This is a genomic window from Gloeothece verrucosa PCC 7822, assembly GCF_000147335.1.
In the GTDB taxonomy this organism is placed as follows: domain Bacteria; phylum Cyanobacteriota; class Cyanobacteriia; order Cyanobacteriales; family Microcystaceae; genus Gloeothece; species Gloeothece verrucosa.
The window spans coordinates 857,771-879,545 of the sequence record NC_014533.1; the positions used below are offsets into that span (position 1 = coordinate 857,771).

Here is a 21,775-nt window from a genome sequence, read left to right on the forward strand (position 1 = left end):
TTTATCGTGGTGATAAGGTAAAAAACATGAAGCAAAATTTGCCTGAAGATGTGTTGGAATTTATGCGAGACGGACTCTCCGACGAAGAAGCGATTTCAGAAGGGTTAATCGATCCGATCAACCTCTATCAACCGAAGCGTGAGCGTGAACCCGACCCAGTGATTACCAGACCCGAATGGGGTGGGCTTGAGCAAGATGAATGGGAGGTCACGATGGCGACAGAGGATCAAATTGTTTATATTGATTTGGATGAAGTAATAGAGTTATATCAAGCAGAGCAGGCCAAGAAGGCTAAGAAATAAACAGCCCTCTGCTAGAGGTTAATTAGTTTGTGGAGATTATCCAATGTTAGCAATCCCGTTTCTGCTTGGCAACTGTTGAATAATCTTTACAAAATTGGTTTGCCCCTTTGCTCAACAATATTAGTAGAGAAGATAACTTAACTAATTTTTGCTTTTAATGCTGCGTCCGCTTCTTCTACTTTTTTCGACTTTTTTCTCTTTATATTTTGTATCGATTCCATTGACATGATTAAAGCGTAGGACTGATTGACAGATTAAATTTTCCCAATCTATTTGAGCGATTAATAAATTTGCAGCAAATATATTAGCTTCTTTTTCTTGCTCGGTTTCTTCGTACTTATCTAAATCTATAAAAACATCTCGTTTTCTATTAAACTATTCCTCCATTTCATCAATTTTTTTAAAAGCTAAAATGATTCGTTTAGCTAAAGTTAAAGCTTCTTGGCAAGTTTCATCTCTAACAGTAATAGTAGAATCATAATCGGCTTGATTCCGATATGTTCTCAAAACAAGTAAACGATTTCCGATTTTTTGCCTACGACGATCAGGAGAATTTTGAAACTGATTGATCACATATTTATGAATATTAACTCGTGGGATTAAAATTTTATCTGTATTCTCTAAAAAAGTTTTAGCTTGATTGAATGCCGCATAGTAGGCTCTGCTAATTGCGGAGCGAAATTGAGCTTCTTGAATCGCTGACGTTAAAGTTTCTTCAGATAGTTTATTAGCCAGAGTTAAATAATCTTCCCAATTAAAAGTCATCAGTAATTATACCTAACCAAGATTTGACTCCGAATTTCTGCATTATATTTTCCCAACCATTCATCATACAGTTTTTCGATTCTATCAAGGGCGACTTCCACCTCTTTTTCCTGGCGGTTAATATAAATAGCTAATTGAGACTCTTCTGTTTCCGGATCGGTTACTACTTCTAAATAAGCTGTTGAGTTAGCAAAGTTATCAACAATAATCTTTTTTCCTTCTTCTAAAATAAATAGTAAATGTTGATGATGTTCTAAATAGTCAATCACCTCTTCTTCTTGGCGAATTTGGTAAAAAGCTAAAAGAGAATTTAGCTCGCTATCGAAACTTTTAGCCCTTTGTCCAAAAGATTTAAACATAATTTAATGCGCTGATGTTTTTTTGTCTAGAATTTTAACCTAATAATTTTATTTTAGTCTAAATAATCCTGAGCTTGTTGATGAGTTTCAAAAGCCGGCGGGGTAAAAGAATCTGCAAAGCATCCATTGCGATAAAATGGCGTTGCCAACCAGCAGTCATCATCAAAGGAACGGCAGAATGTCCCCAAACACTGGCGACCATACCAGACGTGATAGAGTCCGTAGTCATTTTCGGACTTGTCGAGTTGAATCTCTCTGTCGCAGTAAGCCGTGTTTTGGGCGTTGTAAGCTTTTTCAATCGAGTTTTCCAGTTCAAGAATATCAAAGTCTTCGTATTGGGTTAGTCTAGTCATGCCGCTACCTCCACAGAAACGTACTTAACTAACTCAAAACGCCACTGAGGATGAAAACTAACGGTTTGAGTTTCAATGGTGTTGACCGATAGGTCATAAACTTTGAACGTCATACCAGCACGAGTATATATAGGCTCGGTGGCAACTTGCCATAAATCGCCTGTAAAATGACGTATTACGTCGCCAACGGTTAACTCGTCAGCATGAAGAGTAGTGACAGCCTCGGTGTTTTGTGTCATTATGGTAATTAATTAGATATTTGTAGTTGGAAAGGCGGTTAGCTTTAATAAGCAATCGTCTTTCCTTGTCCCTTAATTTAACAGCTTTACAGGTAGCTGTCAATATGTATAGACAAATACCTGTAAATAGTGCTATATTGATATTGTTCTAGGCAAGTAGTTAAATAAGGAGTGTTGTAGAGTGCTACTGCCAATAATGACAAAAGATTTACGTTTTATCTGTAATTTAAAACAAATATTGGAGGAAAAAAACTTAAATCAATCCGAGTTACATAGAAAAAGTGGTGTTTCCATGACTACAATCCGTAATTTAACAAGTGGTGCTATTTTAGAGCGAATTGATAGGGGAAGTACCGCCAAATTGCTTGAAGCTTTAGATTGTAGCTTTGACCAATTGTATAAAATTGAATGGCTTGAAATTGAAGATTAATTTTTAATTAATTAATCTCTATCAATTTTGGTGACTAGATTTAAGCATTTGTTAAGCTTTTTCAAAAAATCGAACTATTTCAGTTGCGATATAAATAATTTACTTGTTCTGCGAGACTGTACAAAATAGTGATTAAATAACCGAACTTTAATTACTTTATATCTCGCAGTTTCTGCCCCAAAAATGACTTCTTAGCCAACTAACAAAAAATGGCTGCTACCCCAGGGCTAAGAAATTTTAAGCATGATCCTTGAGATACAACCCGAGCTACATATATACCCTGCTCTTCATTTTCGCTCAAGATTTTATCTATAGGGGGAATCTTAAGTTTTGCACCTAAAAAAATATGAGGCTAGTTTACGCACAAATTGAGGTTGTCACCAAAGTGTAACGTGAGTACCTTCACCTTTAATAAGATAGGAGCATAACACTTACTATGGAATTTTCTCAACAGTTAGCTATAACTTTAATCGAATCAAAGGACGAATTTCCCGTTGATTTTGAGGAAGCTTGGAACTGGATCGGTTACAGCACTAAGCAAAAAGCAAAAAACAAGTTACTCAATAATTTTGAACCAGAAATTGACTACCAAGTTTTGCTTAACCAAACGGTTAAGCAATCAGGGCGAGGTGGCTATAACCGAGAACAGATAAGACTTACAGTCGATTGCTTAAAATCCTTGGGGATGATGGCAGGAACCCAAAAAGGTAAAGAAATCCGTCGTTATTTCCTTGAGTGTGAACGGATTGCCAAACAGGCCATCGAAATTATTCCCGCCCAAGCACAAGAAATAGAAAAGCTTAAACTAGAGGTCGAACTGGCTAAAACACAAGAGCGACTACTCATAACCACTCAGGCTATTGCTACTTTACACGGAACTGAAATGGTCGCTTTAATCCTGGGCAAACCCGAAGCGATCGTTACTAAGACAGAGAAGGCCGAAACGTTAGTTACTGTAGATCAGTTTGGCCGGGCAATTGAGAAGTACGATGGCATCGGCATCAGCTACTTAGCCCGTCGATACGGCTTTGCTAAGAACACAAAAGCTTGTCATCACTGGCTTTCAACCATTGGCGTTAGCGAGGAGCAATGGTTAACCGAGCCAGCTTTAGTTAAAGCCAAGAAACTACCTCGTGACCTTCTCCCCTGGCTCGATAAACAATATGCCAATAAGAAAGGAACGAGACAAACGCTTTTAGGAGAATGAAATCACAAAACCCAAACTTTTTTAGAAAATAGAGGGATTGACGCTAAAATACAATGTTTTGAGAAAGTTTCCTTAACCCAACCCTAAATATAAACCGTTTAAAATACAGCAAGACAAAAAATTTCTCATTCTCAACGGTTGTGCCTTTATCTAGCATCGCGGCCAGTGAATTTTTAATAGTGAGCGGTTTCCTGTCTAGATTTTTTTAGGTTAAGGTATCGAAAAAAGGAACTCTTAATTCAGTTTGGCTCTTTTGTACTTACGCTATCATGGTTTTATCGTGCCAGTAAAGGAAAAAAAGATGAAGCAGAATTAATTTAATTAGCTAAAACATTAACCCGTCTGAAAGGGGTAATTGTATTTACCAGCAATATACATTTTGAGACAACATTTGGCTGATTAATCCCTGATATTGATTTAATCTGTCTTCTACAGCCAACAATAAAGCGAGGCTTTTGTAATCATAAATACAGTCAGTGATGATAAAAATTATGTAATTCTCCTTTTCCGCTTTATCAAAAATTGTTATTGAAAAATCTTTTCGGTTTTGAATAACTCGCCCGGCTTTAAAAATTTCGTCTAGAATTACATAAATACTGACTAAAAAATTCATCCGATCATAAATTTTAAACCCAGTTAAAGAAACTTGGATTTTCAGTATTGATTTTAAATCTAGCTGATAACACTCATAAAAAACTGAAGCTGAATTACTAATCAATCGTTCTAATAATTCAGCGATAGAAAGAGAATACTGCCCTAGCTCTAAAAAATCATTTTGAAGTAACCCTTCCAAATGGGGAATCGACATTCCTAAATTAAATCTAATTTTATCTAATTGTTCTTTTTGTTGTTGAGTTATGAACAATAACTTAGCTGACTGGCTAATGGCTTTTTGTTTTAATTCTGGATCAGGTAGCCTAAAAAAGATTTTGCTTATATTTTCTTCAAGATTTTTGAGGCTACTAAACGAATTTTGCAAATAACAAAAAGGAGTAACTAAATTTTGAGCTAAATCATTTCCCAATATAGCCAATATTCGGTAAGCTCTCTGTTTATCTAATTGGTTTTCCAATCTTTGATTCAACGCAATAATTTGCCAGTAACTGTCTAGCGCCAAGGTACTTGCTCCGCTTAAAAGAATTGCCAAGACCGCAGGAACTACTGAAATCCAATGACCTTGTAAAAAGGTGGCAAAACCAACTATAAACAGCAAAATAGTAGCTCCTAAAAGATAACTTGATATTTGAATTAATTTCTCTGCACCAAAGCGAAGAACACAAATTACTCCTGCCAATCCCCATAGACAAATCCAAGCTGAAATCCAAGGTTCTGTCCATACTGTTATTGAAGGATTATTATCAAAAACGGTACTGAGAATTTGGCTGGATACCTGTGCCTGGATCTCAATAAGCTGCTACGCAGCTAAATTGAATAAACAGCATTGCCTTTATTTTTCAGCTTGCGTTCCCACTTAATAATTAGTTCTCCCTCATTTAATAATTTATTTAGTAAATTTTCTAACTCCTCAACTGATTCAAAAGTTTTGTGAGCAATATATTCTTTGGCTGAATGCCAGACCAATTCAATTAAATTATAATCTGGGCTATAAGCAGGAAGAAATTCTAGCCTAATATTAGGTGATTCTGATTCTATTTTACCTAAAATATCTTTTCTTTTATGAAAAGAAGCATTATCTAATATAATTAATATTTTCTGGCCTTTTTTCTCGAATTCTTCAAGTTTATTTCCTTGCTCTACCCATTCTTTTTTGACAATCTCATTTAAGAGTTTTAGCGATTCATAAAAAGTATCAGCATTGCCTTTTTTGATAAAGTAATTAACTCTTTTTTTATCTGTATAACGTAATCCTCCCATTACATTTACTCGTCCCCTACTTCTTTGCCCTGTTACTTTTTTGCGGCTGCCTTTCTTTCCCCATGCTTTTCTTCTTATTACCCGCAAACTAAAACCACTTTCGTCCCAAAACCATAGCTGTAGCTTTTCTGGCGCAAATTTTGCTATTTTTATATATTCCGCTAATTTCTCTTTAAATATTTTTCTTTTTTCAGGATTTTGTTTATTCTCTAGGCTGTATTTTGCCCAAATATAAACGTAATTTTTTTTTTGAAAAATTCGACTCACTTGTGAGCCACTCAGTTTTATCCCTGTCTCTTTCTCAAGATGTTCTGCTAATCGACGCGCTGTCCATCGACCAAATTCGTAGCCATATTCCCAAGGCTCTTTTTCAACTACTTTTAATAATAATTCTTCATATATCTTAGTAGCTTTCCGAAAATTCCCTTCGGCTCTTCCATCTTTTAAACTGTCTAAATTATCTGGATCTCCATGAACAGCCCAATAAGCTACTGTTGGATATGCTATTCCTAAAAATCCACTAACTTCTTGATAAGTTTTTCCATCATTCATTAGTAATAGTATCAAAATTCTTTCTCTTATATAAGGATTTTCACTTTCTTTTAAAGTTTTAAGTAGTTTTTCTTTTTGTTCTGGAGAAAGGTGATTTTTAGCCGGCATATCTTGAGGGCGAGTATTTATTGGTCTTATCTAAATATTATACAATCTAGCTGCGTAGCAGCTTACCATGCAGTCGTCGAGGGGAACCGCCTTCGCTTGTTCGACTTAGAGGTGTTAAAAACTGATCTTTCAAACTAGGAGCGTAAGCACCCACGAAAACAAGGCGATCACGGAAATTATGTTCTGCAACTTTTCCCTCCATCACATCAGTTATAGAAACGACTTTAAACTTGGCTTTACGCCAGTTGACTAAAATTTGGTAGCCAGAATCGTCAGCTTTAGTATAAGGACCTGAATAATTATTAAAAACATAAAAAGTTTGATCCTGAATTCTTAAATTTTCTCCTTGCTCATCTAATTTTATTAGTATTCCTTTTTGCTTCAAATAAAATTCTGCCAAAGCCCAGGCTAATGAGAAACGGAGGGGATATTTTTCTTAAATCTGACGTTTTAATTTTGTCGCCTAATAGCAGCCTAGAAGCTAATGCTTTTGCGGGAAAAGGAGGAAATATTCAAATTGAAACCAAAGGATTTTTTCCATCTTTAAATAGTCAAATTACAGCAAGCTCTAAACTCGGAATTCAAGGAGCGGTTACAATTAATAATTTTCCTTTTCAAATACAAGGGGAACAAGCGCAGCTTCCTACACAACTATCTTTAGCAGAAATCGCAGCACAAAGCTGTGTAGCTTATAAATCTCATACTTATAAAGTAACCATTCACGGTCAAGGAACAAATCAAGAGGACTTAAGTTCACCGAGAGGCTATAATTTTTTTGATTTAATTCCAGAAGGTCAGGTAGTTGCCGCTCTTAAAACGCCCGATGGGGTCAAACTACTCAATTGTGAGCAATATTGGGAGAAGTTACAGCAACAAGGGCAAGTTCCCGCAGGACTTCAAAATTTAAATCCATGGTAAACTTGTTTAAATCGAAGCGCGGTAAGTTCTGCCCTTGAAAATAATATATCGTCCAATACAAAACTACGACTTTCCCGTTGCTCAATATTTAAGCCCAGTTCAGAGGCTATTTATAAAGTCAATCTTAAGAAACGAGGCGACGCAACATTATCCTTGTCATAACTGCATAAATAGCGGCTTCACTCATTTCTGATAATTTTTCATAATCTTTACTCAAACGACGATACCAGTTAAACCAGCCGAACGTTCGTTCCACAATCCATCTTTTCGGTAAAACTTTAAATTTTTTGTCTGAACGCTTTATTACTTCTACTCTTGCTTGAATCATCAACCAAATAGCCAGAGCAAATTTATCACCACTATAACCAGCATCTACCCACATTAAAGCCACTTTTTCAAGCAGTTTGGGATTTTCTTCTAATAGTTCCATTACCGCCGTCGCCGCTAAGACTCTTTCTTGACCATGAGCTTCAGCTACAATTACTTTCAAGATTAATCCTAAACTATCAACTAATAATTGCCTTTTTCGGCCTTTGACTTTTTTTCCACCGTCAAAGCCATACACATCCCCCTTTTTTCGGTTGTTTCCACCGATTGGCTGTCTGCTATGATTACACTACTTTGCGGAGATTTCCCTACCTGTTGACGAACCATCTGCCGGAGGGTGTGATTGATTTTTTCCCAAACCCCCTTTTTGACCCATTTGCGATAATAACTATAGACTGTGGAGGGAGGAGGAAAATTTTTGGGTAAATATCTCCATTGGCATCCGGTCTTCAAATGATAATATATCGCATTACAGACTTGTCTAATATCTGTAGTACGCGGATGTCCCCCGGATTTAGCGGCTGGAATAAGTGGGGCAAGCAATTCCCATTCGGCATCAGATAAATCACTTGGATACAAGCAGATCGCTCCTCACTTTTGATTGCGAACAATTACCCAGATTAGATTAATCGTTTTTGGCCTATTTTTTTCTTGTCTTTAGATTTACTTTATAAACACCCTCTTAGTGTAGTTGTATCGGTTATTTTCCCGTCCAAATATGCACAATTGTGCATATTTACCAAGATAAGGGAAGTAACTCCACAGCGCGACGTTTTACTTCATCTCCTCTGCGATCATATTTAGCGGTAGTTAATGTCGAAGAATGCCCGGCCAATTGAGAGACGGTTACTATATCTACACCCGCCTCTAATAGATTAGAAATGTAGGTACGCCGGCAATCATGAGGAGAACAAGACGAAATTTCTGCCTGTTGTGCCCGTTTTTGAAGAATATACAGTACAGACTGCGACGAAAGGGATCTCCATAGTAACTCTTTTCCTTTACTAATGGCCATCAATAGCGGTCCAGGTGACATTGAACGTACAGCCAACCAAGCTTTGACGAGTAATTGACATTTTTGGGGTAGTGGCACGATTCGGGATTTCCCCCCCTTAGCACCCCGAATGTGTAAATCCCCACTCGTAAGGTCAAAATCTCCCAACCTCAGTGCTACTACTTCGCCTCTACGTAATCCAGCACCAATCACAATAGCAAGCAAAGCACTATCACGAAACCCAAATACACTTTCATCGGATGTCGCTACCTGCATTAAAGCGGTTACTTCATGGGGATGTAAATAACGCCCTTTGAGTTCAGTTTGGTAACTCACACGGGGTAGTTCAATTGCGTCCACATAATCCTCTGAAGAAATTAACTTAAGCTTTCTAGCCTCAGATAGAACGCGGCGTAAGGCTGTGAGCATCTGGTTAACTGTGGAAGGGGCGTACAATTCCAATAAAACGGTTCGGAGGGCGATCGTATGCTGGTAACGAAGCTGTGCCCAATCCAAGGATTTTGCATCACAGCGACGATTGGTTAGGAGTCCGGCCATTAAATCGAGGTTACGCCGCATGGTTTGACGGGATTGGGGTCTAAGTTGGGCCAAATACACAAAGGCTGGATTTAACGACTGTGTTTTGGGAAGGATTTGTCCTTGACCATTAGTCAATAAAAATTGTTCCCCGTCTGGGGAGATGTTAGAATTCATGGGAGCGGGGATAGAAACAAGGAATCGGTGTATTTAAAATAATTATCCCCTTTTTTTCGGGCTGGTCATTCCTAATTAAGATTACTTATCGAAAAAACATTTATCATTAGCACTACATCTACTACTACACTAATATTACTTCTGAGGTTTAATCAGTACAAATAAACCGATCAAGCGCAGCGAAGCTGTTCGCAGTTATTAAGACCTAAAATTTTAGACGCGATCGTTTACCTAGCTCTTTTGGGTGCTAGGAATTTTTTTTTCTAATGAATGAGCATTTATCAACTTATGGGGAAACTGACCTCAAAAAATCTCAATTTGTGCCCCGTAGATAAAATCTATAGAGTCGATCATCCAGTTTTATTGGTAAAGAACAAATGTTCATCTGCGCTCTAGTAAGTCGCTGTCATCATCGGATCACAGTACACCAGATTTAATCTCCCGATCGGGTGCGGGTATAAAAACCCGGATAAAAGAAGGCAATCAGGTCATGATATCGCCTATTTGCCCATCATTCCCCAATAAACCCTCGACAAACAGCGACAACTGTTCTAACAAACCCGGTTGCTCGGTAGAAATAGTTTTTTCATTATTATGTTCAGGGGACGGGTTAGCTACGGATTGTGAGTCAATTCTTTTCAATTTAATTTCTGGTAGAGGTTGCCCATCCAATCTCTGCCACTTAGAAGAATCTAAAACAGGAATTTCCAAGCTTTGTCCGTCGTATTTTAGCCAAATTATTTGATTGCCCTCGGCATCGGAGCGGATACTGACTATAGTCCCCAGTTGACCGGTTATCGTTGAACGCACCCGTACACCAGTTAACTCAGGATATTTGGCATCGGGCGCTCCCTTTAAAAACTCAAGTAATTCCTGTTGTTGTTGCTCAGATAACAGTTCTACAGATTGAACATTATAAGTTTTTTCTAGGTGTATCCGTAGCTGACAATTACTATAGCCGGTGCGAGTCATTTGATGTTCTATGCCTTCGGCAAGTTGTACCTCACTCGAGAGAGAAGGAACTGCAACGGCGGCTATAACTTCGGTTGCCCAGTGCCGTATTCCTAGCCATCGGGCAATAACTATAAATCGTTGCCGCCCTACTTTCGACTTGGTTTGCTCTAGGAGGGCTAAAGCCTGATCAATTAGTGCAAACCAACGTTGGAAATAATTCGGACAAATTCGTTCAACCGCGACTGAACAAGTATTATATTTCTGCTCACTCAATCGTATTAGTTGCAAAAAGTCGTCACCGAGAAATTCTAAACAATTACCAGCAACAGCCATCTCCAAGTCATCTAAAAATTTAAGCAACCATTCAACATCAGCCGCCACACAACTGTCATCAGGTGGCAAAGCAACAGAAGGCGCGTCCTTATTGGACTGTGGGGAATTTTGACCACAAGTGGCATCGAGCGGGATCGAGGGGGAATCAGCCTCGATCCCGTACGGTGATTGGCTTTGCCCATCATACCTGTCACGATGAGACTCTCTATCAATAGTAGAGTCTTGAGGAAACTCGATAGCAATATTAAGATCTTCACTTAATTCATTAGAAACAATCTTAGATGACTCAAGGATCGACTCAACATTTAAATTCGTGACAGTTAAGTCATTTAATTCCTTATCTGGGGGGGGTTTTATCTCATCATTAAGTGTTGACACTTTGTTGTCAGTCCTGACCTCAAAATCTTCTGTCCCATTAATTTTACTACCATTTTCCGATCCATTAGCGATCGTGCCGCTTGTGCCGCTTGTATCCACTTGACAAATTTTTAGGGTTTTAGAAGGAACATATTGAGCTAAACCCGCTTCAACGAGCGATCGCATGACGGACTTAAGCTGAGGGTCGTTTAATTCCCTCAACCGGCGGCTACCCCGTCTAGCATCGCGCAGGGTAAGTTCACCTTTCTTTTTCAACAGGTCAAGAAGGGTGATCGCATTGCCCTCAAGGGTTAGGGAGGAAGAATTCTTCGCCAAGACGAATCTTAATTGCCCGATGAACCAGTTAGTCACATAAATGGCTCTCTGCATGGTAAGGCCACTGACAGCAGGGTCTAAATAACCACTGTCCCACGCCCAAATTAAATGCAGCAGCAGAGCGAGTCTTACACAATAAGTCTCAAACTTGGGATAAGCTATCTCCAGAGCGGCAATGGTTTCGCGTTTCATCTTCCTCACAAGCTGATGCTGCCATTTTTGAAACACGGCCTTAGCTTGCTTGGAGAGAATAAAATCACGCTCAGGAAGTAAGCGCAACCATTCAAGCAAGTCCCGGCTGATGCGGGTTAAGCCAAAATCGACCTCCCCATCTGAGAATAAATCTAAGAAAGGTTCCGGCAGTTCGGTGGCACAGATGAGCCATCGCGCTAAAGCACCGGTGTAGTCGGTATCGGAATATTTTGACTGAAGTTCGGCTAGAGCTTCCCATTGTATGGTTCCGGTTACACTAACTGCTGTGCGTTTTAAATAGGTAGATTCCCCTTTGCGGTCTTTAGAGTAAGTCTTGCCGCCAAACAGGGTTAAATCGATCGTATCATCATCCCCGTGGCCATTGCGGAACTTATTCATCCGCTTGAAGTAACCAGCAAGCTCATCAACCTTATTGAGTAAGCCTTGGGGGTTTTCAGAGTGAAGCTTAATCGTGCCCTCATAATTAACATCACGAGTGACAAAACGCCTACAAACGGGTTCAACGGGTTTGGGTCCACGTTCATCTTTTTTGCGTTGATGCCAAGCCTCAAGTTCCTCTTCATAATGTTGGCATTCCCTTTCGTGTTGAGAAATCGCTTCTTCTTCCATCTGTTCGAGCGCTTCGGTAGCATTATCCAGGGCGGGGGACTTGCGATCGCCACTATTGGCGACGACCATCGTGCGAAGGATACAGGGCTGAACGTATTTCGAGGAAGCCTTGACGACGAGGCGGGAGGAAACCCCCACCCCGGTAGCCCACACCGGCAGGATGTGAGTAAATATGGCCTCGACGGCGGTGGGCATAGCTCTTGCTGTTTGTTCAAGGGGGATGGACAAAGAAGGGGGAAGGACTTTTCTAATATCTAAACTGTGTTTGTGTAGAGATAACAAGTGTGGCAGGGTTGTGGCTAATTCTAGCTCATCGAGAGTAAATTCCTGTTCTAGAGATCGTTCGTTGTACAGCTTGCGGAGGTCGTAGAGTTGATAACCGCTCAAAGAGGCTAGAGAGCGCAGTTGGACTTCTACCTCGGAATCTTTTAGATGTTGGGCGCGGATTTCGTCTAACTTCACCAATATATCTAAAGACGGGGTAGGGTAGAAGGCAATTACCTTGTTAGCCGCCAATTCCCGTTTGGCCGGTAAAACATAATCATTATGCCAGAGGGCAGGTGAAATCTTTAGCTCTTGGCGTATCTCCTCTAGCTTGATCTTTTGCTCTAACTCATGGCCTTCGGTCTTGGTGAGAACTTGTTGAATACGGGCGATCGCTACCTTAACCGGCGACCTTTGCCGGACCGTTGCTTTTAGGGCTGTCGCCTTCTCAATTAACTTCTCCTGCAATTCGGAGGGCGAGTAATTGCGATCGTTGATCAATTCGTTGATGGTTAGGAGGAGCGATCGCAGTTCCCGCCGCTCACCGTGACCGACGACGATGGCGGCATAGCGATCTATATTAGCCGCCGAGACGGTGCGCTCGATGAGGGTGGCCAGATAGGATACTCCTCCGACTTGCTCTAATAGCCCCTCGTCTTCGAGACGGGCCCCTACCAACATCAGATCGACCGGCTGACCGCTACGATGCAGTGAGAGGGCAACCCGGTAAATTTTCTGGTGTGCCGGTGCATAGAAGTTGTCGGGCGTTAAAATGTCGGCCACTTTGGCTATAGCCCTGGGGTCGAATAAAATGCCGCCGAGGATGAGGGTTTCGGCTTCAACGTTGGCTAAATTGTAATTTGTTTCGTCTAAAACTGTGGCAACCATTGTCAATGTTTCCTTGCGTAAGCGAATGTCTAGTAAGTGGTTGCTGGAAATTCCCTGTTATTGGTAGAGTAGTCACCTTATGATGAAAATAAATTGTTGTATTTTGACTGGGGGTAATCTTGGGGTAAGGCAACAGACTTCACCGCTAGGGAATCTCCAGTTTTTTCTGGGAAATTTGCACAAAAAAGCTGTACAAGGCTCAGACTAGAGGCGTAGTCTTATCGATGTCAAACTATCATGCCGTAGAGACAAGCCGAAAATTTTGACAAAAGAGATGTATCGGTCACTTGAAAAGGAATCAAGTAACTGCTACAATCGAGTAAATTGAAAATTTTTCCAGTTGTTTTATTTCATACAACACCTCCTTTGGCTAATTCCAAGCCGCTTAATGATAAGGAGAATCCCAAAAACCCCCGTGTCGAAAATGTATTTACGATCGCCGTTGGTCTGGACAACTAAACGGCGTTCAACATTTTTAGGGGAGTTCTCAGCAGTTCTCATAGAATTTAACTCAATGATACTTGCAATCATACTATGAAATCGCTGAGGAAGGGAAATTTTTTTCTCCCTCGGTGAGCTTCGAGCGAGAACAACTCTAAGATAGGCATTTTCTTCATTTCCTTGAAAATGTAAGTTGTTTAAAAAGACTAGCTGCCCCACTTGAAACCAATCAAGAAAACTCCTACCACTCCAACCCCAAATAAGAGGAAAAAATCAGTAGAGTTTTGGGGCTGGTAACTTCTCCAGTTAAAATCAAGGTAATTAGTCCTTAAACCGATTACAGCACCAAAAAATATGAGGCTAAAAATAGCAGGATTTAATAGTCGCTCTAAAGCTAGTAGCGGAAAATTATGGGATAGCCAGCTATCCAGATTTTGCAAGTTATCGATCCTGAATTTTTTCCAAAACTTTACTTTCTACTTCGCCAAGAATCTCTTGGACGAGTTAATTACTGCGAAAAACTCCAACCCTAGCCCAACCGCGATCGCCGTTAATAACCCTTTTTTTTAAGTCGAGTTTTTTCTCTAGCTGCGAAAGAAGGTTGGTTCTTTTGAGCTTCATCAGTTAAAGACGGAAATTCTTTCGTTATTTGAGAAAAAAAATATGTTTGTTAGGCGTTACTTGAATTTTATTATTAGAGATTTTCTTTTTGTGTCCGTGAACCAGGTCATCTAAATCTGGACTCAAAGGAGACACAATCTCTTCCATTTTTGGGGACATGAATTGGCTCCCAGAAAGTTCATTTAAGTTAGTCTCATACAAGCTCTCTAACTTTTTTAGTTTTTCTTGAAATTGTTCGCTGTTCATGAATCTATTTTTGAGCAACTTGCCCGAAAATATTGATGAGTTAAAAGGGGTCTTTAGACCAAGCCAAAATCGCCAATTTGACTGCCATCGACCCTAATTCTCCAAAGGGCTTTTGACTGTTCATTGCATAAATATCAGAAGCTTTTCTAGCCAAAGAACGCACGACAATGTAGCGATTCTTACCACGCAGGATAGATTCACCCGCAAGGATTAATAATTCAGATTGACGATTATTGAATTGTTCGTTCATAGTGATTTGATTAGCTTTAGCTATGATAATTTTCTTTAAATCATTAACTTGTCCAAAGCATTTTGCCTTAAAATTGTTAAGGACCGCAGACAGATTTTGCGGACACGCTCTCTCGACAAATGAAAAGACTGTCCAATCTCAGAGAGGGTTTTTCCTTCCAATATTCTCAATCTAACTATTTCTTGATTACGAGGGGATAAAGTCTGGAGAAGTTGCTCGATTTCGTCAGGCTTTAAAGTTTCGTCTAGAGAGGGTTCATCAGAAGAGGGGATTAAATCTTGAAGGGTTTCTCGTCCTTGTTCGTCAACCCAAACCGACAGAGAAATGGTTTTTTTATCGAGTTGAGCCAAGGAATGCAACTGAAGGACGGAGATTCCTAAAGCTTGTGCCAATTCAGAACTTGAGGGACTCCTACCCAGGAGTTGAGCTAAATTATGCCGGGTTTTCTTAATTTTATTGAGCTTATCATTGACCTGACTTGGAAGACGAATGGTTCGACTTTGATTGGCGAGGGCGCGTGTCATGAAGGCTCGAACCCACCAATTAGCATAAGTCGAGAATTGGTAGCCTAAAGATGGGTCAAAGCGTTCGGCGGCGCGAATTAAACCTAAACTCCCCTCTTGTATGAGATCGCTTAATTCTAGACCTCGCCCAACGTATCTGTTGGCGATAAAGATGACGAATTTCAAGTTAGCCCGGACTAAGGTATCGGCAGCTTTTTTCCCTTGGTACAAAATGCGATCGTATTCAGCTTTTGAGAGGCGATAATGTTGGCAAAATTGTTCAGGAGAAATCGAACTACCGTATTGTTGGCCGAGTTCATGGAACAGTTTTAACAGTTTTTGCCATTTTTGGATTAGATGGCCTAACTCAATAGGTTGGGAATTATCAAGAAGAGTAATCGAGTTGAAGCTTTGGAAATAACTATCTAAGCGGGAGGCTTTTGGATGAGGAGCCATTGTTTTTCTCTCTTCTAAAAGTGGATTTTCAAGAAATAGTTATATTAGCTAGGAAATGAGGTGTAATAAGGTGTTGTAATTATTTGTTTAAAAAAAGCGCTCTCACCCGTGAGAATGTCTTGCCACCTGCGATGCGTTCGCCAGTTACAGAGACGCGAAGTGTGGCAAAAAATGGTTTTCGCGCACCCGGAGCGGCTTAGGCAAATCCCTTATAAGTTTGAGGCATTTCTAGGATGCACAAATCATTGAGATTAAAATGTCCAGTTTTGCCATCAAAAAAGTGTACCAAAACCTGTTGGCCGGTTGTGGAAATCATTTTCCCGCGCTTAACAAATTCAAGCCGGGTTTTGTCGAGAAGACCCACAATGGCTCCCTTGACGAAACGTTGGGCCTGTTGGAGTTCACAGGAGGCTGTGGCTGTTGAGTTGCCACCTTTTTGAAACACAGAAGCCATCCCACTCTCGGCAAGGGTTTCTGGGTGTGCATCTATGGGATCATGAGAAAACTCTCCACTAGCCGCGTCGTCAATTGGTGAGGTTGTTACCTCCTCTAAGTTGGGAATATTTATAGATGCGTTTGCTTGAACAGGTTCGGAGGCGACACTCAATGATATAGTCTCATCCTCTGTAGGGCGAAGTAGGATGTTCCCTACATCTGGGAGTTCTTCATGAGATAACTGTATTCCCAACTTAGCCTCTAAATTAGAGAGGAGGCCCGAAGAATGCGCTTTAATCTTGGCAATTTGGCTTTCTGCGATAGCCGCAATTTGTTGGGTGGCGGCAGTGAGCGCATCCTCAAAAGAGCCAAAATTTTGTGGATTGATTTGAGCTTGGGTACCGGCTACACTGAATTTCAGTATATTGTTGTTTGAGGCAGTACCAGCAAAAGATAAAACATTTTTTAGGGGTGTTGCTGTTTTGGATTTAGCCAGTTCGAGTTCTAAATGTTTCTTTTCGGCTTGCAGTGCTTCAAGTCGTGCAATTGCTTCTGCACTTTTTGACTTCTCCTCTTCCAACTGTAGGCTCAATTGCTTGCTGGTGGCAATAGCGTGTTTAGCGATTTTCTGGGCTTGCTCCGCTTGGGCTTTGGCTTGGGCTAAGTTAGACTTCTTATAAGGAGGCGGGAGGATAGCGGCAGTATCATAACCTGCTTCGGTTAACGCACTAATAACATCATCCGTTTGTAAGGTTGGGTCTTCTCTGTGTGCGGCATTCTCCTGGGCTTTCTCTACGATAGTAGTAAGGATGTCTTGGCTTAGTTTAAGCTTAGATTGAATCAACTCCCGATCAATATCTTTAAAAGGTTGACCTCCTTTGAGATATTTCGGAGGAATGAAGGATTCTATTAAATTTTTCAGACTGCTGTAGCCCAATTTGGCCCGTCTTTTCAGCTTGGCGAGAGAACACGAAAATTCTTCCCATTTTTGCTCAGACAGTTGGCAGAGCTTGTTGAGAAGGCTTAAATTCCAGATTGGCTTATCAATAGAGGCTAACTGTCTGCGCCTAGGATCGGGAAGTGCCTTGATCGTTCGATAAAGTTTCAGTGCTGTATTCTGCTCATTCTCACTAATTCCAATATCTTCACGGAGGATGAGGCGGATTTTGTCGAACTGGTCATCAGAGCTTTTTTTCTTAACACCATCGATAAAGCACCCTAGCTTGTAAATCTCTTTGAACAGGAGGTAGCGGCTCCTCTTAATTCGTTCAACCCCCCTGATCACAAAGCTTTTTAAGGCGCGATCATCGGCACAAATTTCTTCTAAATCGGGAATTTCGTCCGCTTCGACGGCTTCGCAAGGAGCTTCAAAAGATAAACGCGCATCAAAGTTAGATTCAGGTAGAAGGGTAACATGAAAGCGATTTCTGCAATGGGAGTGGTTTAAATCTGTTATCATTGTACTATTCAATAATTTATCAAGAGAGGTAGCTACCCTACCCGTAGGGTAAGCTAACCTTTAATCCTTTCTAAAAAATATACTGTAATTCTACCAACCCGGTAACAAAATTGATATGTAAATTTTTAATAAGCAAACAAATGCTTTTTTTGTGTTCGCAATTAAATAAGCCATCTCAATTTTATTCTAAACCTGAAAATAAGACATTTTAGTTAAAAAAATAAACCAAATGCTTATTTTAATGATACAAAAATCTATTTTGGCCTAATAAATCAAAAAAATAAGGTTTTTAGCTTAGTCTTCGGGATTGGCAATGAGAGATTCTTCCAATTCTACTTCTCCCTTTTGCAAAGAAATAATTGTACTTCCGTCAGGCTTACGTTCTTCTAAAAGAGCAGGAAGAGATATACCAGCTAACTTATTGAAGCGGTTATAATATCTAAGAATGCGCTGAATTTGAGTTTGATTGGAAAAAGCGGTGGTTTTAGAACGAGGTTCTATAAAAAAAGTGGTGCTACCATTAACAAGATTTGAAAATTTTTGTAAATATTCTTCAAGCTGTTCTAGGGTAAAAGGTTTTCGTAGAAAGCCTCTCACTCCGTACCAAGTCAGTTCGTCTTTTAAAGTTTCGGGAAAACAAGGAGATTGTGCCAATAAACCTTTCAATTTAAGCCTCTGAATGCCTAATTGATGAATTTCTTGCAAAAAATCTAAATAAGAAAACTTTTCTTTTCGTCCTCTGGTATTATCCCTAATCTCAAAAAGAATAGTATCAATGCAAGGTAAATTTCGCTCCTGAGCGTAGGGATCGGCATTATGTGCAATCAGTGTTTGTAGTGCTTTTTTGAAGGTTCGGCAGTAAATAAAGACAAATTGATATGGCTTTGTTTTATTACCGGGTTGATTTTTACTGGTAATAAGATCTGAAGCATAAAACATAGGAGGGTTGAAATACTCAACAATCTGTCCAGCCAAGGCTGGATCATTGTCGATCAGAAGAATATAAAATAGCTCCATTTTAGAAAAAAGCTTATCAATTTCTTAGATAATAACATTTATGCTTAAATATATAGCTTGAAAGCAAGAACAAAAGTCAAATACAAGCCCTAAGTGTCTAAATTTACAGACAGAGAAGACGAAATCACAGACTGGCTTAGTGTAGTGTCTCTACTAAGTCTTGAGGAATTTTGCCGTTGTTGGATACCGGTAATTTATGGTATAAATGAAGATGATAAAAAGTATCGAGCAGCTTGTATTGATTTATTAGAAAGAATTTTCAATAAACAAAAGAAAACGATTGAAAATTGGTTCTGGAACCCAGAAATGGTTCCAGAATATGCCCAACAGCAATTAGGCTTGCTCGATCGCTTGTGGCATATCCGTCAGCAGGTTATCTCTCCAAACCCCTAGCTATTTGTCTGTAAATTAAGAAAATTTGTCGAGAATTCAACACATGAAGCTTTGTATACAATTGATCATGGTACTGCTGGTACTTATCCCAAAAGATGTATTAGCTCAACAATCGGAGCGCAATAGTTTATCTGTACCTAAAAGACAAGAAGAAGTGCCCCCTTCAAATTTTCCACTTTTTGTACTTAAAGAAGTAGATTTGCAGAATTCTTCGGTATTTACCTCAAAAGAAGTTAATGAAATGGCTAAAGACTATTTGGGACAAGCTGTAGATCTCAGCGATCTTTTAAAAATACAAGAGAAGAACTCGCTTATCAGCAAGCTAACTCTTCCTTAATTCACGGATTTTTTAAACCTTTTGATATTCGTTACGGAAGTTCAATTGCATCAATAGGATTTTCTCAGCCGCTAATAAACACGCAAAATTTAACGTTTGAGAGGGTGTTTATAAAGTAAATCTAAAGACAAGAAAAAAATAGGCCAAAAACGATTAATCTAATCTGGGTAATTGTTCGCAATCAAAAGTGAGGAGCGATCTGCTTGTATCCAAGTGATTTATCTGATGCCGAATGGGAATTGCTTGCCCCACTTATTCCAGCCGCTAAATCCGGGGGACATCCGCGTACTACAGATATTAGACAAGTCTGTAATGCGATATATTATCATTTGAAGACCGGATGCCAATGGAGATATTTACCCAAAAATTTTCCTCCTCCCTCCACAGTCTATAGTTATTATCGCAAATGGGTCAAAAAGGGGGTTTGGGAAAAAATCAATCACACCCTCCGGCAGATGGTTCGTCAACAGGTAGGGAAATCTCCGCAAAGTAGTGTAATCATAGCAGACAGCCAATCGGTGGAAACAACCGAAAAAAGGGGGATGTGTATGGCTTTGACGGTGGAAAAAAAGTCAAAGGCCGAAAAAGGCAATTATTAGTTGATAGTTTAGGATTAATCTTGAAAGTAATTGTAGCTGAAGCTCATGGTCAAGAAAGAGTCTTAGCGGCGACGGCGGTAATGGAACTATTAGAAGAAAATCCCAAACTGCTTGAAAAAGTGGCTTTAATGTGGGTAGATGCTGGTTATAGTGGTGATAAATTTGCTCTGGCTATTTGGTTGATGATTCAAGCAAGAGTAGAAGTAATAAAGCGTTCAGACAAAAAATTTAAAGTTTTACCGAAAAGATGGATTGTGGAACGAACGTTCGGCTGGTTTAACTGGTATCGTCGTTTGAGTAAAGATTATGAAAAATTATCAGAAATGAGTGAAGCCGCTATTTATGCAGTTATGACAAGGATAATGTTGCGTCGCCTCGTTTCTTAAGATTGACTTTATAAATAGCCTCTTATAATTATTTTAACTATGAAGATAAACAATCATAACTTTAATGCAATTCAATTTAACATAATCCAACTCATAAAGTCAACAAATCTTACTTTTTTAGATTAGCTTTAACATTAAACTTTTGCCCAGTTCTCTGTCCTTAGTTCGCTGATTTGCCCAAAATCTGATTCATTACAGGTGAGTAAGATGGCATCGTTGATCAAAGCAATCGCAGCAATTTTGAGATCCATATTTCCTAAACGGGGATAAGCTTTTCGTAAACGTTGATGTTCGAGTGCAGCAGTGCGGTTAAATGGGAGAATTTCTATCTCTTGATAATCTTTGGCTAGTTTTTGTAACCCCTGATAAGCAAGAACTTGTTGATCGAGAGTTTTGGCTTTAGATAGAAGACTAAGCCTCCCTCTAATCTGTTCTTCATAAGTGATCACAGTTACAGCCACTTCAACCCCTGGAGACGAAATTAATTTTGAGAGAATTCGTTTTCCCTCAATTCCATTTCGTTGAATGAGGCTAAGATGATCTGTATCAAAAATGTACATCTGTGTCCATCACCTACTGAGCGGATTTACGCCATTCTCGCCCTAAAGCAGCAGCTTCATCAAAAGTAGAATCATTTTCAAAACTACCTGCAATTTTTAACCACCAGGGTTCTTTTTTTTGGATCGATTCGGCTAAAATCAGCTTCATCTGTGCCAATTCTTTTTCTAAGGTGGCTACTCGCGTTTCCAGTTGTTGGGAGTTATCTTCAAGCGACTGGGAAGTCATCTATGTTATACACTAATTACAATCATACATCATAATGATAACATTGCTCCCTAAGCATTGCAATCCAATCAATTTAATTAATGTCAATTTAGATGAATTATTATACCGAAATCCTTAAAGGAAGGACAATTAAATCAGGAGGAATGGACAAATTATCAGCCTTTAAACTTTCAATATATAATTCAATAGCTTCTGTAATATTAAGGATAGCTTCTTCAAAAGAATTCCCTTGAGAATGGCAGCCTTTTAAAGCAGGACAAAAGGCATGATAACTCCCATCAGCTTCTCTTTCTAGAATAACCGTGTAATTATAAATTTGTTTACTGTTGCTGTTCATCAATGATAGAACTACAGAAATTGACCGGTTTTCAACTAATACTAATTCTAGGATAATCCCCTATCTTTTAGTCACATGTATCTTAACAATTAATGGAAATCTAAAAGCTAAGATTGATAAGGCTTTGAGCTATTTTGAGCTTGTCACAAATTGCCTTTTTGAGTCAATAAGATGAAGAAATAAAAAGATAATTAAACTACGGTAAAACAATTTTAAATTAAGTAAAACAATTTGAATAAATAATAACTGTTACCGAAAAGAAGCTTAAAAATCGGTGAAAACTCCAAAAAGCTTATAGAGTATAAAGTATCCAAAATCTCTAGCAAAATTTTGTTACTCTTCTTAAAAAAGATCATAGTAACTACTCAGTTCCTAAAAAGCGGCATAAAAGAAATATTGAATCCAATTTAAA

Annotated in this window: 25 protein-coding genes; 7 read left to right on the plus strand and 18 right to left on the minus strand. The window is 39.3% G+C overall.

Annotated elements, in window-relative coordinates:
- The first annotated feature begins 26 nt into the window (after nt 1-26).
- On the plus strand, nt 27-302 hold the full coding sequence (locus CYAN7822_RS30235; RefSeq protein ID WP_013334751.1) for a hypothetical protein: 276 nt from the start codon (nt 27-29) through the stop codon (nt 300-302).
- 375 nt (nt 303-677) lie between these two features.
- Here CYAN7822_RS30235 and CYAN7822_RS30240 read toward each other — a convergent pair whose 3' ends face one another.
- The 4 genes from CYAN7822_RS30240 to CYAN7822_RS30255 are packed head-to-tail and all read right to left on the minus strand — an operon-like array spanning nt 678 to nt 2,018.
- A complete protein-coding gene (locus tag CYAN7822_RS30240) occupies nt 678-1,067 on the minus strand; it encodes a HEPN domain-containing protein (RefSeq protein ID WP_013334752.1) in 390 nt (129 codons plus the stop codon).
- On the minus strand, nt 1,067-1,426 hold the full coding sequence (locus CYAN7822_RS30245) for a hypothetical protein (protein WP_013334753.1): 360 nt from the start codon (nt 1,424-1,426) through the stop codon (nt 1,067-1,069). The genes CYAN7822_RS30240 and CYAN7822_RS30245 overlap by 1 nt, the downstream gene beginning before the upstream one ends.
- 53 nt (nt 1,427-1,479) lie before the next feature.
- Nucleotides 1,480-1,779 (minus strand): hypothetical protein, encoded by a 300-nt coding sequence (locus CYAN7822_RS30250; RefSeq protein ID WP_013334754.1) that lies wholly within the window; start codon nt 1,777-1,779, stop codon nt 1,480-1,482.
- Entirely contained in the window at nt 1,776-2,018 is a 243-nt protein-coding gene (locus CYAN7822_RS30255; RefSeq protein ID WP_013334755.1) for a hypothetical protein, read from the minus strand. The genes CYAN7822_RS30250 and CYAN7822_RS30255 overlap by 4 nt, the downstream gene beginning before the upstream one ends.
- Nucleotides 2,019-2,214: 196 nt before the next feature.
- Here CYAN7822_RS30255 and CYAN7822_RS30260 point away from each other — a divergent pair, with 196 nt between their 5' ends.
- Complete coding sequence (locus CYAN7822_RS30260) at nt 2,215-2,448, plus strand: helix-turn-helix domain-containing protein (protein ID WP_157871992.1); 234 nt, start codon at nt 2,215-2,217, stop codon at nt 2,446-2,448.
- A gap of 436 nt (nt 2,449-2,884) precedes the next feature.
- Nucleotides 2,885-3,655 (plus strand): hypothetical protein, encoded by a 771-nt coding sequence (locus CYAN7822_RS37035; RefSeq protein ID WP_013334757.1) that lies wholly within the window; start codon nt 2,885-2,887, stop codon nt 3,653-3,655.
- 361 nt (nt 3,656-4,016) lie between these two features.
- Here the strand turns inward: CYAN7822_RS37035 and CYAN7822_RS30275 are convergent, their stop codons facing one another.
- The 3 genes from CYAN7822_RS30275 to CYAN7822_RS30285 form a co-directional block, all read right to left on the minus strand.
- On the minus strand, nt 4,017-4,949 hold the full coding sequence (locus CYAN7822_RS30275; protein WP_245602827.1) for a hypothetical protein: 933 nt from the start codon (nt 4,947-4,949) through the stop codon (nt 4,017-4,019).
- Between the two features lie 128 nt (nt 4,950-5,077).
- Nucleotides 5,078-6,190 carry an IS630 family transposase gene (locus CYAN7822_RS30280; protein WP_013334758.1) on the minus strand — a complete coding sequence of 371 codons (1,113 nt, stop codon included), beginning with the start codon at nt 6,188-6,190 and terminating at the stop codon, nt 5,078-5,080.
- Between the two features lie 46 nt (nt 6,191-6,236).
- A complete protein-coding gene (locus CYAN7822_RS30285; protein ID WP_041934115.1) occupies nt 6,237-6,590 on the minus strand; it encodes a CHASE2 domain-containing protein in 354 nt (117 codons plus the stop codon).
- Nucleotides 6,591-6,601: 11 nt separating this feature from the next.
- On the opposite strand from CYAN7822_RS30285, the gene CYAN7822_RS30290 reads away from it, so the two are divergent.
- Nucleotides 6,602-7,108, plus strand: coding sequence for a hypothetical protein (locus tag CYAN7822_RS30290; RefSeq protein ID WP_041934116.1), 507 nt, complete (start codon nt 6,602-6,604; stop codon nt 7,106-7,108).
- Between the two features lie 124 nt (nt 7,109-7,232).
- Here CYAN7822_RS30290 and CYAN7822_RS37040 read toward each other — a convergent pair.
- The 8 genes from CYAN7822_RS37040 to CYAN7822_RS30340 form a co-directional block, all read right to left on the minus strand.
- A protein-coding gene (locus tag CYAN7822_RS37040; protein ID WP_173362888.1) for an IS5 family transposase occupies nt 7,233-8,014 on the minus strand; the annotation gives its coding sequence in 2 pieces (ribosomal slippage) (nt 7,233-7,687 and nt 7,687-8,014; 783 coding nt in all).
- A 157-nt stretch (nt 8,015-8,171) separates the two neighbouring features.
- Complete coding sequence (locus CYAN7822_RS30305; protein ID WP_013334760.1) at nt 8,172-9,143, minus strand: tyrosine-type recombinase/integrase; 972 nt, start codon at nt 9,141-9,143, stop codon at nt 8,172-8,174.
- Nucleotides 9,144-9,626: 483 nt separating this feature from the next.
- Entirely contained in the window at nt 9,627-13,097 is a 3,471-nt protein-coding gene (locus CYAN7822_RS30310; protein WP_013334761.1) for a DUF3987 domain-containing protein, read from the minus strand.
- Nucleotides 13,098-14,183: 1,086 nt separating this feature from the next.
- Complete coding sequence (locus CYAN7822_RS30320) at nt 14,184-14,405, minus strand: hypothetical protein (protein WP_013334762.1); 222 nt, start codon at nt 14,403-14,405, stop codon at nt 14,184-14,186.
- A 40-nt stretch (nt 14,406-14,445) separates the two neighbouring features.
- Complete coding sequence (locus CYAN7822_RS30325; protein ID WP_013334763.1) at nt 14,446-14,655, minus strand: hypothetical protein; 210 nt, start codon at nt 14,653-14,655, stop codon at nt 14,446-14,448.
- A 35-nt stretch (nt 14,656-14,690) separates the two neighbouring features.
- Nucleotides 14,691-15,614, minus strand: coding sequence for a sigma-70 family RNA polymerase sigma factor (locus CYAN7822_RS30330; RefSeq protein ID WP_013334764.1), 924 nt, complete (start codon nt 15,612-15,614; stop codon nt 14,691-14,693).
- Nucleotides 15,615-15,810: 196 nt separating this feature from the next.
- Entirely contained in the window at nt 15,811-17,508 is a 1,698-nt protein-coding gene (locus CYAN7822_RS30335; protein WP_013334765.1) for a hypothetical protein, read from the minus strand.
- 294 nt (nt 17,509-17,802) lie between these two features.
- Nucleotides 17,803-18,525 (minus strand): hypothetical protein, encoded by a 723-nt coding sequence (locus CYAN7822_RS30340; RefSeq protein ID WP_013334766.1) that lies wholly within the window; start codon nt 18,523-18,525, stop codon nt 17,803-17,805.
- A gap of 93 nt (nt 18,526-18,618) precedes the next feature.
- Here CYAN7822_RS30340 and CYAN7822_RS30345 point away from each other — a divergent pair, with 93 nt between their 5' ends.
- The 3 genes from CYAN7822_RS30345 (at nt 18,619) to CYAN7822_RS37045 (ending at nt 20,240) form a co-directional block, all read left to right on the plus strand.
- Nucleotides 18,619-18,918, plus strand: a complete 300-nt coding sequence (locus tag CYAN7822_RS30345; RefSeq protein ID WP_013334767.1) for a hypothetical protein — start codon at nt 18,619-18,621, stop codon at nt 18,916-18,918.
- A gap of 67 nt (nt 18,919-18,985) precedes the next feature.
- Nucleotides 18,986-19,255 (plus strand): POTRA domain-containing protein, encoded by a 270-nt coding sequence (locus CYAN7822_RS30350; protein WP_041934118.1) that lies wholly within the window; start codon nt 18,986-18,988, stop codon nt 19,253-19,255.
- Between the two features lie 203 nt (nt 19,256-19,458).
- Nucleotides 19,459-20,240 (plus strand): IS5 family transposase gene (locus tag CYAN7822_RS37045; RefSeq protein ID WP_173362888.1). Its coding sequence is split into 2 segments (ribosomal slippage): nt 19,459-19,786 and nt 19,786-20,240, totalling 783 coding nucleotides; the frame shifts between segments, so codons are not numbered across the junction.
- Between the two features lie 134 nt (nt 20,241-20,374).
- Here the strand turns inward: CYAN7822_RS37045 and CYAN7822_RS30365 are convergent.
- The 3 genes from CYAN7822_RS30365 to CYAN7822_RS30375 all read right to left on the minus strand — a co-directional run bounded on the left by CYAN7822_RS30365 (nt 20,375) and on the right by CYAN7822_RS30375 (nt 21,363).
- A complete protein-coding gene (locus tag CYAN7822_RS30365; protein WP_013334769.1) occupies nt 20,375-20,800 on the minus strand; it encodes a type II toxin-antitoxin system VapC family toxin in 426 nt (141 codons plus the stop codon).
- A gap of 13 nt (nt 20,801-20,813) precedes the next feature.
- On the minus strand, nt 20,814-21,026 hold the full coding sequence (locus CYAN7822_RS30370; protein ID WP_013334770.1) for a hypothetical protein: 213 nt from the start codon (nt 21,024-21,026) through the stop codon (nt 20,814-20,816).
- Between the two features lie 100 nt (nt 21,027-21,126).
- A complete protein-coding gene (locus CYAN7822_RS30375; protein WP_013334771.1) occupies nt 21,127-21,363 on the minus strand; it encodes a type II toxin-antitoxin system HicB family antitoxin in 237 nt (78 codons plus the stop codon).
- Nucleotides 21,364-21,775 lie beyond the last annotated feature (412 nt).